This is a genomic window from Mycobacterium sp. 1245801.1, from assembly GCF_001673055.1.
Taxonomy (GTDB): domain Bacteria; phylum Actinomycetota; class Actinomycetes; order Mycobacteriales; family Mycobacteriaceae; genus Mycobacterium; species Mycobacterium europaeum_A.
Genome location: NZ_LZKY01000415.1, coordinates 1 through 16362, shown reverse-complemented (window position 1 = coordinate 16362; position 16362 = coordinate 1). Strand labels below are relative to the sequence as shown.

Genomic DNA, 16362 nt, shown 5'->3' with positions numbered 1-16362 from the left:
TTCCGCCATCCGATCCCGCGTGCGGGCCAAGGCCCGGTCACCCTGCTCGGCGACGCCGCGCACACGATGCCGCCCACCCTGGCTCAGGGCACCAACCAGGCGTTGCTCGACACCATGGTGCTGTGCGGGGCACTGGCGGGCGTGCGTCGTGCGACAAACGTTCGCGGCGAAGATGTTTCGCGTGCGTTGCGGTCCTACGAGAAGACCCGGCGCCGGCGGGTCATGGCCGTGTCGTGGGCGGCGTCGTTGCCGGTGTCGCATGGTGAGCGCGTGCTCAGACCGGCAGCCCTGATCTCGGACCGGCTGCAGACCTCGGCGCTGACGACGTTTCTGCGCTTGACGAGCCATCGCCGGATGTCCGCTCAAATCAGCCGAAACTTGGGGGTAGTGGCGAAGATCCCGTCGAGCCCGTGAACGAACCGGCCGAATCCGTAAGGGTGCGAGGCGATTTCGACTTGCCCTCGCGCTGGCTCTGGCTGTTGAAGTGGTGCGTGCTGGCCCTGCCGCACTACCCGATCCTGATCCTGCTCTACCTGGTGTATCCGCTCTCGACCGTGGCCGCGGGCGTAGTGATCCTGTGCACCGGGCGGTATCCGCGGCCGCTCTTCGAGTTCAACGTCGGGGTGCTGCGCTGGTCGTGGCGCGTGATGAACTACCGATTCCCGATGAACAGCACGGACAAGTACCCGCCGTTCACCCTTGCGTCCCGGCCCGACTACCCCGGAGACCTTACCGTCGACTACCCGGACCGGCTGAAAAACTGGGCGGTGCTGGTGAAGTGGCTGCTGGCGATCCCGCAGGTCCTGCTGTGCTGGTCGATGGAGGCGCCGCTACAGGTGCTCTGCGTCATCTCCGCGGTGGCGCTGTTGTGCACCGGAACCATCCCGCAGGGCATGTTCGATCTGCTGATGGGCATGGTGCGCTGGCGCTACCGGGTGGCGGTGTACGTGTCGTTGATGCGCGACGAATATCCGCCGTTCCGAATGGATCTGGGCGGCCGATGACGCTCCGGCAATTCCTGTTCCTGCATGTGTACCGGGTCGGCCAGCCGGTTTTCGACCGGTTGTTCTACCACCGGTATCGGCGGGCCGCCCTGAGCAACGCGACCGGCCGGCTGTTGATGCTCGGCCTGGGGCCGGGAACAGACCTGAAGTTTCTGCCCGCGGCGGTGACGTCGGTCGCCGCGGTGGAACCCGAGGCGACGTTTCGGCGGATGGCCAGGCGGCTCGCGCAACGCCGTGGCATCGCGGTGGACCTCGTCGAGGGCGTCGGTGAAGCGATTCCGTTCCCGGACAACGCTTTCGATTCCGTGCATATCGGGCTGGTGTTGTGCTCGGTCGACGACGTGGCCGCGACCCTGCGCGAGATCCGGCGGGTCCTCGTCCCCGGGGGCCGGCTCGTCGTCCTCGAGCACGTGCGCGGAGACGGCGCGACGGGCCGGTTCCAGGACCTGATCGCCCGGCCCTGGTCGTGGCTGGCGGGCGGTTGCGAGCCGAACCGGCGAACCCGCGACGCGATCGCCGCGGCCGGATTCGACACCACCGGGCTACGCAGCGTTCCGCGAACGCCGGTGCCCTTCCCGTGCAAACCCCATCTGCAGGGATTCGCCATCCTCACTCGACGCTGACCGCCTCGATGATGGACAGGTGCGCCGCACGCCGTGCCGGTGGCACCGAGCCGAGCAGGCTGATCGCGAGCGCACCGAGCGTGAAGGCCAGCGCGAGCGGACTCAGGCGAAAGCCGACCTCGAAGTTCATGATGTCCCGGCTGATGCGGCTGAACAGCCACTGGTCGGTCAGTCCGAGCGCAAGCCCCAAAACGCCCCCCACCACACCGATTCCGGCCGCCTCGGCCAGGACCATCCGCAAGGTGAATCGCCGACTGGAACCCATTGCCCGCAGCACGCCGATCTCGCGGCGGCGTTCGATCACCGACAGCGTCAACGTGTTGAGCAGTGCGACCGCGGCCACCGTCACGACGATGATCCACACCGCGTTGGCGATGAACATGCTCTGATGCAGGGGGGCCTGCAGCCCCGCCAGCGCCGCGGCACCGTCGTACACGTGGTTCGGCGCGGGCACCGCCGCGCGGACCGCGGCCACCAGGCGTTGCCGGTTCACCTTCGGCGCGGCGACGACCTGCAGCGTCGTCGCCGCCGGGCGATCGAACCACGCCCGCAGGTGATCCAGGTCGATCCCGACCGTGCCGATGACCGTCGAGAAGAACGGCACCAGGGCCAGCACGGTCGCCTCCCGTGCGCCGTGCGGCGTCTGCAGCCGCAGGGGCTCACCGGCCCGCAGGTGCAGGATCGCGCCCAGATTCTGGGTGAGCACCACGCCCCGGCCGGCGAGCACCTCGGAGCGCACTCGTTCGTCGAGCGCTCCGAACAGCGCATCGTTGCTGCCGGTGGCGAACCCGTCGAGCAGCACCCGGGTGCCGCCGACGACGGCGAATCCGAACGCGCCCTCGGTCACTCGCGCCACCCCTGGAAGCGCGGCGATCTTGCCGGAAAGGCCTTGTGGCAGAGCGTCGGTGGGGTAACTGTCCGGGGGATCTGCGCTCACCCAGACGTCGGTGTCGGCGACCGGCGCGAAGATGCTACGGGCCGACCGGATCATGTCGGCGTTCGTACCGGTGATCACGACGGTGGTGAGCACCCCGATGAGCACGGTCATCACCGTCGCCCACACGCGCCGCGGCGCGCGTTGGATCGTCGCCGCCGCGAGCGCTCCGAACGATCCGAACGTGCGCGCCGTCGCCGCCGCGGCGTTGACGATGGGCCTGGTGAGCGCGAAGCCCAGGGCGATCTGCGCGCCCAACAGGGCGGCCATCGCGACGACGGCGTAGCTGCCGCGCTGGCCGGTGACGAGCACCGCCGCCACCGCGATCACCGCAACGGCGCCGACCCCACAGGCGACGCGCAACCACCGTGGCACGACGTCGGCCGCCGAGGCGCCGACCGGGGCCAGCGCCTCGATGGGCGAAACCTTGTACACCTGGCGCGCCGCCATCGCCGAGGCCGCCACGCTGGTGAGCACCGTCACCGCGAGCGCCAGCGGTAGCGCATAGCCGGGCAGCCAGTACTCGACGCGGGCTTCGAGCCCTTGCGTCACCGCCGGGGGCAACCGGCGAATCGCGATGTGGGCCGCCACAATTCCCAACGCGGACCCGACGGCCCCGCCGATCAGGCCGAGAACCGCGGCCTCCGCGAGCATGTCGCCGACGATGGCGACGCGCCGGCCGCCGATGGCGCGCAGCATCGAGATGACGGGCCGGCGCTGGGTGATCGCCATCGTCATCGTGGTGTAGATCAAAAACGCGCCGACCACCAACGCCACCGCGGCGCCCAGCAGGGCCATGTAGTTCATCAGCTTGACCCCGTCACCGGCGCGGGCCGCCCGGAAGCTGGGGGCCGCCACGATCGCGCGACCGTTCACCGCGCCGGTGACCGCGGCGCGAACGGCTCCGAGGTCGGCGCCGGGCTTGGTGGTGATCAGTATCGAGTCGAGTTGGCCGGTGCGGCCGGCGGCGTGCTGCGCCAAGGCGAGTGGGGCGAGCACGTAGTGCCCGCCGTTGAGGTTCGCGTATTGCTTGCCCGCGAGCACGTCGGTGACCGTGACCGAGGCCGAACCCAGTTGGAACGCCTGGCCTTTCGCGTAGCCGACCCGCGGCCCGACCTGAACGCCGGACGGCGTCGCGGACAGCGCCTGCACGGGTCGGGACACCGCGTCTGTCAACGCCCCGCCGAGGGCGGCGGTGCTCGCATCGGCGCCCAGCAGCAGCACGGGCCCCGACGGCGTGGTCGCCGACGTTCGAATCATCGGCGCCGCGGTCGCCACGCCCGGGACCGCGGCCACCTCGGCCAGGATCGAGTCGGGGAATCCGGCGTCGGTGATGCCCGACACCTCGAGCGCCGCGACGCCCGCGATCCCGTCGGCCAGCCGGCTCACCGACCCGGTGATCGACCCGAAGATGCCGAATACCGCCACCAAATACGCTGCCGATACCGCCATTACGGAGATCGACGCGACCGTGCGGCGCCTGTGTACGGTGAGCTCGCGCAGGCTGAAGACCCGCAGCCTGCTCGCCGTGGCCGTGATCGCCGATCCGGGTTTCACCCGGCGCCCGCCAGCACGTCGGAGCCGACCCGACCGTCCTGCAGGGTGATCACCCGGTCCGTGGCCGCGGCCGCGTCGGCGTTGTGGGTCACCATCACCACCAGCCGGCCCGCAGCGTCCTCGTGCGCCACCTCGGCCAACAGCGCCAAAATGGACGCCCCCGTGGCGGAGTCCAGGTTTCCGGTGGGCTCGTCGGCGAGAATCAGAGGCGGGTTCATCATCAACGCGCGCGCCACCGCGACCCGTTGCATCTGACCGCCGGACAGTTCGGCCGGGCGGTGCCCGGTCCGGTCGCCGAGCCCGACGCGATCCAGCAGCCGGATCGCCTCCGGTTTGGCGGCGCCCAGCCGGACCCCGTCGAGCAGCTTGGGAATGGCCACGTTCTCCCACGCCGACAGCGTCGGCAACAGGTTGAAGAACTGAAAGATGAAGCCCACCCGGTGATGGCGAAACCGCGACTGCTGCTCGTCGCCGAGTCGCCCGATCTCTTCGCCGTCGAACGCGATCGTTCCCGAATCGGGGGAATCCAGGGCCCCGAGCAGGTGCAGCAGCGTGCTTTTCCCGGCCCCCGAGGGCCCGACGACCGACACGAACTGCCCGTCCGCCAGCCACAGGCTGACCTCGTCGAGCGCCCGCACCGTCTGACCGCCGACCCGGTACTCGCGCACCACGTTGCGCAGTTCGATGGTCATCTCAACACCACGATGGTGACCGGTGAACGGTTCATGGACGAGCAATGAACCGACCGAGTGCCTACCTCGTTCCTTCAGGCATGCCCGGCAGGTACCGGGTGGCCGACCACATCGTCGGGCACCTCGCGGCAATCGGAGTCGACCACCTCTTCGGTGTGGACGGCGCCAACATCGAGGACGTGTACGACGCCGCGCACTTCCGCCCCGGCATCGACGCCGTGCTGGCCAAGCACGAGTTCTCGGCGGCCACCATGGCCGACGGGTACAGCCGCAGCGGGGCCGGGCTGGGCGTGGTGGCCGCGACCTCGGGTGGCGCAGCGCTGAACCTGGTTGCCGGGCTGGGCGAGTCGCTGGCCAGCCGGGTGCCGGTGCTGGCGTTGGTCGGCCAGCCCGCCGCCGCGATGGACGGTCAGGGCAGCTTCCAGGACACCAGTGGCGTCAACGGGTCGCCGAACGCCGAGGCGTTGTTCTCGGCGGTGTCGCTGTTCTGCCGCCGGCTGCGTACGCCCGCCGACATCGTCGCGCTGCTGCCCCGGGCGATCGCCGCGGCACGTTGCGGCGGCCCGGCGGTTCTGTTGCTGCCCAAGGATATTCAGCAGGCGACCCTGGACTGCGCGCAGAATGGGCGGCCGGTCGAGGGCCCGCGTCCCATCGGCAATCCGGACTCGATCGCCGAAATGCTGCGCGGCGCCAGCGGCCCGGTGACCATCATCGTCGGCGAGCAGGTCGCCCGCGACGACGCCCGCGCCGAGCTCGAAGCCCTGCGGGCGGTGCTGCGGGCGCGGGTGGCCACCGTGCCCGACGCCAAAGACGTCGCCGGCACACCCGGCCTCGGATCGTCGTCCGCGCTCGGGGTGACCGGCGTCATGGGCCACCCGGGCGTGGCTGAAGCGGTGGCCGGCAGCGCCGTGTGCCTGGTCGTGGGCACGCGCCTGTCGGTCACCGCGCGCACCGGGCTGGACGACGCTCTGGCGGCGGTGCCGACGGTCTCGCTCGGGTCGGCGCCGCCCTATGTGGCATGCCCGCACGTGCACACCGACGACCTGCGCGGCTCGCTGCGCATGCTGACCCAGGCGCTGTCCGGTCCGGGACGGCCCGCCAAGGTGCGGGTGCCGGGCCCGCTGCGGCCCACCGAGCTGACGCCGCCGCCCTGCGCGGGGCCGGGCCTGCGGTACCGCGACGCCATGGCGGTGCTGGACCGCGTCCTGCCCGACGGGGCCGACATCGTGGTCGACGCCGGCAACACCGGCGCCGCCGCGATTCACTACCTGCCGGCACGCCGCGGCGGCAGGTTCGCCGTCGCGCTCGGCATGGGCGGCATGGGCTACAGCTTCGGGGCCGGGATCGGAATGTCGTTCGGCCGCAACAACCGTGGCCGGCCCGGCGGCCATACCGTCGTGATCGCCGGTGACGGCGCATTCTTCATGCACGGCATGGAAGTGCACACCGCCGTGCAATATCGATTACCGATGACCTTCGTCCTGTTCAACAACAACGCGCACGCCATGTGCGTGACCCGTGAGCAGTTGTTCTATGACGACCTGTACAGCTACAACCGTTTTCGTCCCAGCCGGCTGGGGGCCGGGCTGGCGGCGATGTTCCCGGGCTTGACGTCGGTGGACGTCAACGACGTCGATGGATTCGCGGTGGCCATGGGCGCCGCGCTCGGCATCGACGGTCCGGCGGTGGTCAGCGTCGAGTGCGACGCCGACGAGATCCCGCCGTTTGCGCCGTTTCTCGCGGCTACGCACGTCAAACGCGCTGCCGCGGAGCACATTTCGCGTGTTAAGGAGAACCAGACCAATGTCGCCGCCAGCGCTTGAGGATATCCCCGACCTGATCGATGGCGTCACCCGCATCGAAACCAGCCCCAGGGAGAAGGCCACGCCGATCATCATGGACATGATGCGGTCGGTATACCCGCACGATGAGGTCTTCGGACAGTATTGCACCGTCAACGATTACATCGACTGCCCACCCGACGAGCTGTACGAGTACATGGCCGACACCCGCAGTCTGGAGGAGTGGACCTACAGCCTGCGCGGCTTCACACCCACGGACGAACCCGGGCTGTGGCTGGCCCACGACCGGCTGGGCTCGGAAACCAAGATCTACACCCGCACCGTCGCCAACGCGCAGGCCCGGACCGTGGATTACCACTGCGCCTGGGACCAGGGCAAGCACCTGTGGATGATCTACCTGATGCGCGTCGTCGACGCGGCGACGGTCCTCGACAAGCCGGGATCGGTTGTGCTGTGGACGAATTGCCACCACCCATTCTATGATCACAACCCGTATCCCGAGACCGCGCCCGCCCAGCGCCCGGTGTGGGTCGGCGACTTCTGGGACATGTTCGGCGCCGGCCATCTGCTGGAGCTGCGCAACCTCAAGGCGATCGCCGAGTACCGCCACCGCAACGGGCTGCCGGTGACGCCCGTCTGGATGAGGTGAGCGGGCCATGGGTGGCCCAAGCGTCAGCCTGATCGACGTCTCCACGTACCTGCCGGGTGAGCCGATCCCCGCCCACTATTACGCGCAATTCGCCGAATCCGACGACCTGCGCGACAATGTGATGTTCCGCGCGCCGAAGTTCCGCCATCACGTCGCCGCGGACGAGAGTTCCATCGACATGATCGAACGCGCCGCCCAGGGCCTGATCGACCGGCACGGGCACGACGCCGTCGAAGGCGCCGACGTGCTGATCACCCACACCCAGGTGCCCGACATGGCGTTCTACGGCCAGGGCGGTGGCATCGCGCACCGGCTGGGCATGCGACCGTCCTGGGTGCTCGACCTGAACAACGGCGGCTGCGCCGCATTCGTGTTGGCGCTCAACGTGGCTCGCAAACTGCTGGCCGCGGGCGAAGGGCACACCGCGCTGATCGCGATCGCGCAAAACGCGGCCGGCCAGTTCTTCGATCAGCCGACGATTCGCCGCAAGGCGCAGTCCGCGGTGCCCGGCGACGGCGCCGCGGTGGGGCTGGTCACGGTGGGCGGCCACTCACCCATCCTGGACATCGAGTGCCGCACCTACGGCGAGTACGCGGGCGAAATGACGCTGTCCTACGACCCGCCCCGCAAGTGGTGGCAGGCCGGTCCCGGCGAGGGCAGCATCGGTTTCACCGAAAGCAAGATCACCAAGGTGCTCGCCCGCGGCAACCGGCAGGTCCCCGAGGTGGCGCTGGCGGTGTGCGATCGAATCGGCCTGGCCGCCAAGGACATCGACCTGCTGGTCACCAACCAGCCCAATCGGGCGTTCCTGCGCAACTGGCGTGACGCGCTCGAGGTGCCGAAATCAAGACACCGTGACACGTTCGACGAGTGCGGCAACCTGTTCGGCGCCGGCATCCCGATCAACCTGGACCGCGCCGTCTCCGGTGGTCAGCTCGCGGCCGGGGACGTGGTGATGATGGCGGCGTTCGCGCATGCCGGCGACTTCGCCGGCGCGGCCGCGGTGCGCTGGGGTGGTCGAGGCTGATGCACGCGGTGCCGGGCCTGATGGACGGCGAGATCCGCGAAGCGCTGCCCAACGCGGTGGATCCGTTTGCCTTGTCGCTCAACGAGAATCCGTTTCCCCCGCTACCGGCGGTCCGTGCCGCGCTGATCCGGTCCGTTCGCGCGGCGAACCGGTATCCGGAGTTCCTGCCGGAACGGCTGCGCGACGTGATCGCCGCGCACATCGGTGTGCCCGCCGACCGGGTGGTGCTGGGTGCGGGGGCGACCGGCGTCGTGCTGCAGGCGCTGCGCGCGCTGACGTCGCCGGGTGACACGATGGCGATGGCATCGCCGACGTTCGACGGCTATCCGATCGTCGCGCAGATGGCGCGGCTCAATCCGTCACTCGTGCCGCTGGACGAGCGCGGCCACAACGACCTCGACGCGCTGGCCGACGCGGCCGCGCTGGCCCGCGTGGTGGTGGTGTGCCGGCCGCACAACCCGACCGGCACCATCGAGCCCAGGGCCACCGTTTTCCGGTTTCTCCGCCGGGTGCCGCGCGACACCGTGGTGCTGCTCGACGAGGCCTATATCGAGTTCACCGCCGTCGAGCACCGTTTCGACGTGGCGGCGTTGGTCGCGCGTTTCCCCAACGTGGTGGTGGTGCGGACGTTCTCCAAGGCCTACGGGCTGGCGGGGCTGCGGATCGGCTACGGGGTGGCGTCGACGGAGCTGGCCCGGATGCTGTGGTCCCAGCAGCTGCCGTTCGGCATCGCGATCACCAGCTTGCTCGCGGTCGCGGCGTCGTATCACGCGGAAGACGAACTGCTGCGCCGGATCCGGTTGATCACCGCCGAACGCCGCCATCTGCGGAACCGCCTGAGCGCGATGGGGATCCACACCACCGACGCGCACGCGAATTTCATGTATCTGCCGTCCGGCGACGGGCGGTATCGGTCGTGGCGTGAGGTTTTCGGCGACAGCGGGCCGCGGGTGCGGTACTACGCGGACGGTGGCGCGCGGATCACCGTGGGCAGCCGAGCGTCGACGACGGCGGTGCTCTCGGCGTTGGGAAAGGCCACACCCGGGCGCCAAGTGCGGTAAGAAGGGGCGTGGCGCAATCACAACCGGAAAAGCGTGATCCGATCGCCGCGGCGCGGGCCAACTGGGAGCGCGCCGGGTGGGGCGACGTGGCACCGGGCATGGTGGCGGTGACCTCGGTGATGCGCGCGCACCAGATCCTGCTGGCGCGGGTCGAGACGGCGCTGCGCCCCTACGACCTGAGCTTCTCCCGGTATGAACTGCTGCGGCTGTTGGCATTCAGCCGGACCGGGGCGCTGCCCATCACTAAGGCCTCCGACCGGTTGCAGGTCCACGTCACCAGCGTGACCCACGCGATCCGTCGGCTGGAGGCCGACGGGCTGGTGCAACGGGTGCCGCACCCCACCGACGGGCGCACCACGCTGGTGGCGATCACCGACCTCGGCCGCTCCACGGTCGAGGACGCCACCGTCACCCTCAACAAGCAGGTGTTCGCCGACATCGGGATGACCGACACGGAATCGCAGAACCTGGCGGCGTGCATTGAAACGTTGCGGCGCAACGCGGGTGACTTCTGAGCCCGGCGGTTCTCAGCTGCCGCGCAACATCTCGATGACCGCGCTGAAGTCCTTTTCGGGGTGGTCGGCGGCGAATTTCGCATAGATCTCGGCGGCGTGGGTACCCAGCGGCGCCGCCGCACCGCTGGACGACACCGCGTCCATCGCCAGGCCCAGGTCCTTGTTCATCAACGCGGTGGCGAAGCCCGGCTTGAAGTCGTTGTTGGCCGGCGACGTCGGAACCGGCCCCGGCACCGGGCAATTGGTGTGCACGGCCCAGCAGTTGCCGGTCGCCCCGGTGATGACGTCGAACAGGGACTGCGCGGACAGCCCGAGCTTCTCGGCCAGGATGAACGCCTCGCCGATCGCGATCTGCTGGACCGCCAGCACCATGTTGTTGCACACCTTGGCGGCCTGGCCGGCCCCGGCCGCGCCGCAGTGAATGATCTTGCCCGCCATGGGTTCCAGCACCGGCCGCGCACGCTGCAGCGCGGCCTCGTCACCGCCCACCATGAAGGCCAGCGTGCCGGCGACGGCACCCTTCACCCCGCCGGAGACGGGCGCGTCGAGCTGCGCGACGCCGTTGGACTCCGCCAGCGCATGCACCTCGCGGGCATCGTTGACCGAGATCGTCGAGCTGTCGATGAACAGAGCGCCGGGTCGCGCGGCCGGCAGGATCTCCGCGTAACAGCGTTTGACCAGCTCCCCGTTGGGCAGCATGGTGATGACGACGTCCGACCCGGCCACCGCGTCGGTGGCGCTGCCGAACCCGGTGACGCCGGCCTCCGTCGCCGCGGACAGCGCGGCGGGCACCGGATCGAAGCCGCGCACCGCGTGTTTGGCCGCAACAAGATTCGTCGCCATCGGCCCACCCATGTGGCCCAGGCCCAGGAAGGCCACCGTCAGGTGTTCGGTCATCTGAAAGACCCTTCTATGCGGTTGCGCGAACCCGTGCGGCTTCGGCCCGGCCGATGACCACCCGCATGATCTCGTTGGTCCCTTCCAGGATTCGGTGCACCCGCAGGTCGCGCACGATCTTTTCCAGACCATACTCGCGCAGGTAGCCGTAGCCGCCGTGTAGCTGCAGGGCTTTGTCGGCGACCTCGAAGCAGGTGTCGGTGACGTAGCGCTTGGCCATCGCGCACAGCTCGACCTTGTCGGGATCGTCCTCGTCCAGCGCATTGGCCGCCCGCCACAACATCATTCGCGATGTCTCGAGGCCGGTGGCCATGTCGGCCAGGGTGAACCTGATGGTCGGCTCGTCGAGCAGGGACGACCCGAACGCTTGGCGATCGCGGACATAGGCCCCGGCCTTGTCGGCGGCGGCCTGGGCGCCGCCGAGCGAACACGCGGCGATGTTGAGCCGACCGCCGTTGAGCCCGTTCATCGCGATGCCGAACCCGGCGCCCTCGCCGTCGGCGCCGCCCAGCATCGCCTCGGCCGGCACCCGGACGCCTTCCAGGATCACCTGGGCGGTGGGCTGGGCGTGCCAGCCCATCTTCTCCTCGAGCGAGCCGAAACTCAGCCCCGCAGTGCCCTTTTCGATCACGAAGGCCGAGATGCCGCGCGGGCCGTCGCTGCCGGTCCTGGCCATCACCACGTAGACGTCCGAGGCGCCCGCGCCCGAGATGAACTGCTTGACGCCGTCCAGCACATAGTCGCCACCCTGTTTGACGGCGCGGGTGCTCAGCGCGCTGGCGTCGGACCCGGCGCCGGGCTCGGTGAGGCAGTAACTGGCGATGACGTCCATCGACGCCAGCCGCGGCACCCAATCCTTGCGCTGCTCGGCGGTGCCGAAGGTGTCGATCATCCACGCGCACATGTTGTGAATGGACAGGAACGCGGCGGTGGTCGGGTCGGCGATGGCCAGCTGCTCGAAGATGCGGACCCCGTCGAGGCGGCGCAGTCCGCTGCCACCGACATCGTCACGACAGTAGATCGCCGCCATACCGAGTTCGGCGGATTCGCGCAGCACGTCGACCGGAAAATGTTTGGCCGCATCCCATTCCAGGGCGTGCGGGGCGAGGCGCTTGGCGGCGAACGCGGCGGCCGTCTCGGTGATCACCCGTTCGTCGTCGTTGAGAGTAAAAGAAGCCATGAGAAACAGCCGGCCTAATCCATTGTGGGAATGACGAACTCGGCGCCGTCCTTGATGCCGGACGGCCACCGCGACGTCACGGTCTTGGTCTTGGTGTAGAACATGATCGACGAGGGGCCGTGCTGGTTGAGGTCGCCGAAACCGGACCGCTTCCAACCGCCGAAGGTGTGGTAGGCCACCGGCACCGGGATCGGCACGTTGACCCCGACCATGCCGACCTGCACGCGCGAGACGAAGTCGCGGGCGGCGTCGCCGTCGCGGGTGAAAACCGCCACGCCGTTGCCGTATTCGTGCTCCGACGGCAGCCGCAGCGCCTCTTCGTAATCGTGCGCGCGCACAATGCACAGCACGGGCCCGAAGATCTCGTCGGTGTAGATCGACATGTCGGGGGTGACGTGGTCGAACAGGGTGGGACCGATGAAGAAGCCGCCCTCGAGGTTGGCGTCGCCGAACGTCAGGTCGTCGCTGGCGCGGTCGCGGCCGTCGATCACCAGCTCGGCACCCGCGTCGACCCCCTGGGCGATGTAGTCGCGCACCCGTGCCACGGCCGCTTCGGTCACCAGCGGTCCGTAGTCGGCCTTGGGGTCCAGGCTGTGGCCCACGCGCAGGTTGTTGATCCGCTCGATGAGCCGGGCGCGCAGCCGGTCGGCGGTCTTGTCCCCGACCGGGACCGCGACGCTGATCGCCATGCACCGCTCGCCGGCGCTGCCGTAGCCGGCGCCGATCAGGGCGTCGACGGCCTGGTCCAGGTCGGCGTCGGGCATCACGATCATGTGATTCTTGGCGCCGCCGAAGCACTGTGAGCGCTTGCCGGTGGCCGCGGCCCCGGCGTAGATGTACTGGGCGATATCGGAGCTGCCGACGAACCCGACGGCCTGGATGTCGGGGTGGTTCAGGATGGCGTCGACGGCCTCCTTGTCGCCGTGCACGACCTGGAACACGCCCGGGGGCAGGCCCGCTTCCAGAAAGAGCTCGGCCAGCCGAACCGGCACCGACGGGTCGCGCTCGCTGGGCTTGAGCACGAACGCGTTGCCGCAGGCCAGCGCCGGGCCGGCCTTCCACAGCGGAATCATCGCCGGGAAGTTGAACGGGGTGATGCCGGCGACCACGCCCAGCGGCTGGCGCAGCGAGTAGACGTCGATGCCGGGCCCGGCGCCCTCGCTGTACTCGCCCTTGAGCAGGTGGGGGATGCCGATGCAGAACTCGATGACCTCGATGCCGCGCTGGATGTCGCCCTTGGCGTCGGCCAGCGTCTTGCCGTGCTCGCGCGACAGCAGCTCGGCCAGCTCGTCGTTGTGGGCGTTGACCAGCTCGATGAAGCGCATCATGACACGCGCGCGCCGCTGCGGATTGGTTGCGGCCCAACCCTTTTGGGCCTCGACGGCCGAGGCGACCGCGGCATCGATGTCGGCTTGGCCGGCCATCGGCACCGTGGCCTGGACGCTCCCGGTGCTCGGGTCGAAGACGTCAGCGCTGCGGCCGGACCGGCCGGCGGTGCGCTGCCCATCGATGAAGTGCGGAATCTGTGTGGTCATGGGGCCCTCGGGTGTGATTGAGCGCTTAAGCGGATACTTGGATATCCTAGTAACCCGGTTCGGGCCTTGGCAAGGTGGTCGCCGGTCTAGCCTGAGGGCGGTATGCGCACCATCGAGGCCGACTACCTGGTGGTCGGGGCGGGCGCCATGGGCATGGCGTTCATCGACACGCTGGTCTCCGAGACGGAGGCCCGCGTGGTGGTGGTGGACCGCCAGCACGCGCCCGGTGGGCACTGGACCATGGCCTACCCGTTCGTGCGGTTGCATCAGCCCTCGGCCTTCTACGGCGTCAACTCGTCGCGGCTCGGCAGCGACACCATCGACCAAGTGGGTTGGAACCACGGGCTTTACGAGTTGGCGACCGCCGGCGAAATCTGCGCCTACTACGACCGCATCATGCGCCGCGAGTGGTTGCCGACCGGGCGGGTCAGCTACTTTCCGATGAGCGAATACCTCGGCCAATACGGTGGGCAAGGCCGGTTCCGCACGCTGGCCGGCGCCGATTACACCGTCGACGTGACGCGCCGCGTCGTCGACGCCACCTACATGCGGGTCACGGTCCCGGCGATGCGCCGCCCCCCGTACCAGGTCGCCGACGGCGTCGCGTGCGTCGCGCCCAACGACCTGCCCCGGCTCGGCGGGTACGAGCGCTACGTCGTCGTCGGGGCCGGCAAGACCGGAATCGACACCTGCCTGTGGCTGCTCGGTCACGGGATCGAACCGGACCGGCTGACCTGGATCGTGCCCCGCGATTCCTGGCTGCTGGACCGCGAAACCATGCAGCCCGGCTCGCTGTTCGCCGACAAGCTCAAGGCCAGCTTCACCGCCCAACTGCGCGCGATCAACGACGCCGCCTCGGCGCGGGATCTGTTCGCGCGTCTCGAAGACGCCGGCGTGCTGTTGCGGATCGATCCGGCGATCCGGCCCGCCATGTATCGCTGCGCGACCGTCACCCGGCTCGAGCTCGAGCAACTGCGGCGCATCACCGACGTGGTGCGCCTGGGTCACCTCCTGCGGATCGACGCGGGCAGGCTGACGCTCGACGGCGGCACCGTGGCGGTCAGCGGCGACGAACTGTACATCGATTGCACCGCGGACGGCGCCGAAAAGCGGCCCGCTACACCGATTTTCGACACCGGGACCATCACGCTGCAAAGCGTGCGCGGCTGCCAGCAGATCTTCTCCGCGGCGCTGATCGCCCACGTCGAGGCCGCATACCGTGACGACACCGTGAAAAACGATCTCTGCGTGCCCCTGCCGCATCCGGACACCGACCTCGATTGGTTGCGGCTGGCGCTGGCCGACTACACCAATCAGTTGCGCTGGTTCGACGACCCGGAGCTGATGGCGTGGCTGTCCGCGGCGCGCCTGGACCTGTTCGGCCATCTGATCGGCCACCTGCTGCCGTCGGCGTCGGCGAAGCCGCGGGTGCGCGAGCGGATACTGAGCATCGCCAAATCCGTGTTCTCGGCCACCGCCACCAAGCTCGACCAGCTCATGGCCGCCGAGGCCGCACTCGCTGCGCCCGTGTAACCCGAGTCGCTATTCATCGGGTGAAGGAGGCATGTGGCGGCAAGAAACGAGCCCGTCGGCCCGCGACCCCTGCGCGCGGTGCCCGAGGACGGCCATGACGCCGGCTACCCGAACTGGGAAGCCGTGTACTCCGACAACGCGACCTGGGTGTACCGCACGCTGTTCGCGCGCGTCGGAAACCAGACCGACGCCGAGGACCTCACCGCCGAGGTGTTCCTGGCGGCGCTGCGGCCGTTGCGGCTGACCGCGAGCGTCGCCGAGGTGCGCGCGTACCTGCGGGCGACGGCCAGGACAGTGCTGGCCGCACACTGGCGCGAGACGCTGGGGCGCGAGATAACCTCGATCGAGGACATCGAACAACCAGCCGAGGGCCAGGACGCCATCAGTACCGCGCCGCAGCGGGTTGCCCGGGTTCTGGACAACCTGCCGGACCGCTACCGCCGGATTCTGGAATCGCGTTTCCTGCAGGGCCATTCGATCAAGGAGTCAGCCGCGGAACTCGGGATCAGCGTGGCCAATGCCAAGGTGCTCCAGCACCGCGCCCTGCGGCTGGCGGCCCAGGTCAACGATGGGGGCCAGCCATGAATGCGCGAGGGTTGCGACGTTATGTCGACGATCTGTTGCGGGGGCGCCGGCCCCGGCCGTTCGCGCCCGACGACTTCGAGGCGGCTCAGCTGCGCACGGCGATCGAGCTGCGCGCGGCGCGCGAGGGTGGTGACGCGCCCCGCCAGGAATTCCTGACCGACCTGCACCGGCGCCTCGCCGAGCAAATGTCCGGTGCGCCAACGGAACCGGCGCCGGACCGTCGCAGCACGCGCCGCCAGGTGATCGTCGGTACGTCGGCCGCCGCGACGGCGGCGGTCGCCGCGGTGTCCGTCGATCGCGCCCTGATCCTCGGCCGCGGCGGCGACGGTCACGGTCCCGAAGTCACGGCCGGGCAACTCACGCCCAACGAGGGCAGCTGGCAGCGCGTGGCGGCCAGCTCTGATGTGCCCGACGGCGTCATGCACGCCTTCGACCTCGGGTCGGTGACCGGATTCGTCCGCCGGGTCGCGGGCGAAGTCCAGGCCGTCTCGGGAGTGTGCACGCATCAGGGTTGCAAGCTGTGGTTCGACGCACCCGACGACACGCTGCGCTGCCCGTGCCACACCACGTCGTTTTCGCCCACCGGCCAGGTGATCACCCATCAATTGCCGATAGCGCCAAAGCCCTTGCCGGCATTGATGGTTCGCGAGGCGAACGGCGGCATCGAGGTGTTCGCCCCGGCGCGCCCCGAGCGGCCGGCACGATCGCCAAACATCTTCGAAGCATGGGGATATCCATGCCCAGAGATATGGCGGCGGGTTACACCGC

General features: G+C 69.4%; 15 protein-coding genes and 1 pseudogene. 11 read left to right on the top strand and 5 right to left on the bottom strand.

The genetic code is table 11. The features are described from left to right. The 3 genes from A5622_RS26590 to A5622_RS26580 form a co-directional block, all read left to right on the top strand. Nucleotides 1-414 (top strand): NAD(P)/FAD-dependent oxidoreductase (locus A5622_RS26590; RefSeq protein ID WP_197497995.1); only part of this gene is annotated, 414 nt, incomplete at its 5' end. A gap of 23 nt (nucleotides 415-437) precedes the next feature. Continuing rightward, the gene (locus A5622_RS26585; protein WP_066882268.1) at nucleotides 438-1004 is read left to right on the top strand and encodes a DUF4389 domain-containing protein; all 567 of its coding nucleotides are present in this window, start codon (nucleotides 438-440) and stop codon (nucleotides 1002-1004) included. Beyond that, on the top strand, nucleotides 1001-1627 hold the full coding sequence (locus A5622_RS26580) for a class I SAM-dependent methyltransferase (protein WP_066882267.1): 627 nt from the start codon (nucleotides 1001-1003) through the stop codon (nucleotides 1625-1627). Before A5622_RS26585 ends, A5622_RS26580 begins: the two co-directional genes overlap by 4 nt. Here the strand turns inward: A5622_RS26580 and A5622_RS26575 are convergent. Then, nucleotides 1614-4013, bottom strand: a complete 2400-nt coding sequence (locus tag A5622_RS26575; protein ID WP_369829257.1) for an ABC transporter permease — start codon at nucleotides 4011-4013, stop codon at nucleotides 1614-1616. The genes A5622_RS26580 and A5622_RS26575 overlap by 14 nt on opposite strands. A 101-nt stretch (nucleotides 4014-4114) precedes the next feature. Then, nucleotides 4115-4810, bottom strand: coding sequence for an ABC transporter ATP-binding protein (locus A5622_RS26570; RefSeq protein ID WP_066860475.1), 696 nt, complete (start codon nucleotides 4808-4810; stop codon nucleotides 4115-4117). 80 nt (nucleotides 4811-4890) lie between these two features. On the opposite strand from A5622_RS26570, the gene A5622_RS26565 reads away from it, so the two are divergent. The 5 genes from A5622_RS26565 to A5622_RS26545 are packed head-to-tail and all read left to right on the top strand — an operon-like array spanning nucleotide 4891 to nucleotide 9864. Beyond that, nucleotides 4891-6633: a thiamine pyrophosphate-binding protein gene (locus tag A5622_RS26565; protein ID WP_232003050.1), complete on the top strand. Its 1743-nt coding sequence runs from the start codon at nucleotides 4891-4893 to the stop codon at nucleotides 6631-6633. After that, nucleotides 6614-7261, top strand: a complete 648-nt coding sequence (locus A5622_RS26560) for a hypothetical protein (RefSeq protein WP_066882261.1) — start codon at nucleotides 6614-6616, stop codon at nucleotides 7259-7261. The genes A5622_RS26565 and A5622_RS26560 overlap by 20 nt, the downstream gene beginning before the upstream one ends. A gap of 7 nt (nucleotides 7262-7268) precedes the next feature. Beyond that, a complete protein-coding gene (locus tag A5622_RS26555) occupies nucleotides 7269-8288 on the top strand; it encodes a 3-oxoacyl-ACP synthase III family protein (protein WP_066882260.1) in 1020 nt (339 codons plus the stop codon). After that, nucleotides 8288-9349, top strand: coding sequence for a histidinol-phosphate transaminase (locus A5622_RS26550; RefSeq protein WP_066882257.1), 1062 nt, complete (start codon nucleotides 8288-8290; stop codon nucleotides 9347-9349). The genes A5622_RS26555 and A5622_RS26550 overlap by 1 nt, the downstream gene beginning before the upstream one ends. An 8-nt stretch (nucleotides 9350-9357) precedes the next feature. Continuing rightward, nucleotides 9358-9864 (top strand): MarR family winged helix-turn-helix transcriptional regulator, encoded by a 507-nt coding sequence (locus A5622_RS26545; protein ID WP_066860458.1) that lies wholly within the window; start codon nucleotides 9358-9360, stop codon nucleotides 9862-9864. Between the two features lie 12 nt (nucleotides 9865-9876). Here the strand turns inward: A5622_RS26545 and mmsB are convergent, their stop codons facing one another. From mmsB to A5622_RS26530, 3 genes are read right to left on the bottom strand one after another with little or no spacing between them, the layout of a single operon-like run. Beyond that, nucleotides 9877-10761: a 3-hydroxyisobutyrate dehydrogenase gene (gene mmsB / locus A5622_RS26540; protein WP_066882255.1), complete on the bottom strand. Its 885-nt coding sequence runs from the start codon at nucleotides 10759-10761 to the stop codon at nucleotides 9877-9879. A gap of 13 nt (nucleotides 10762-10774) precedes the next feature. After that, nucleotides 10775-11941, bottom strand: coding sequence for an acyl-CoA dehydrogenase family protein (locus tag A5622_RS26535; RefSeq protein WP_066860451.1), 1167 nt, complete (start codon nucleotides 11939-11941; stop codon nucleotides 10775-10777). A 14-nt stretch (nucleotides 11942-11955) separates the two neighbouring features. Then, a complete protein-coding gene (locus A5622_RS26530) occupies nucleotides 11956-13476 on the bottom strand; it encodes a CoA-acylating methylmalonate-semialdehyde dehydrogenase (RefSeq protein WP_066860448.1) in 1521 nt (506 codons plus the stop codon). Between the two features lie 102 nt (nucleotides 13477-13578). On the opposite strand from A5622_RS26530, the gene A5622_RS26525 reads away from it, so the two are divergent. From A5622_RS26525 to A5622_RS26515, 3 genes and pseudogenes are all read left to right on the top strand, one after another. Beyond that, nucleotides 13579-15009, top strand: coding sequence for an NAD(P)-binding protein (locus A5622_RS26525; RefSeq protein ID WP_066882253.1), 1431 nt, complete (start codon nucleotides 13579-13581; stop codon nucleotides 15007-15009). Nucleotides 15010-15042: 33 nt separating this feature from the next. After that, nucleotides 15043-15594, top strand: coding sequence for an RNA polymerase sigma factor (locus A5622_RS26520; RefSeq protein ID WP_066882252.1), 552 nt, complete (start codon nucleotides 15043-15045; stop codon nucleotides 15592-15594). Further along, nucleotides 15591-16286, top strand: a pseudogene (locus A5622_RS26515) (Rieske (2Fe-2S) protein); the annotation flags it as partial. The gene A5622_RS26520 and the pseudogene A5622_RS26515, both read left to right, overlap by 4 nt. Between the last annotated feature and the right edge of the window lie 76 nt (nucleotides 16287-16362).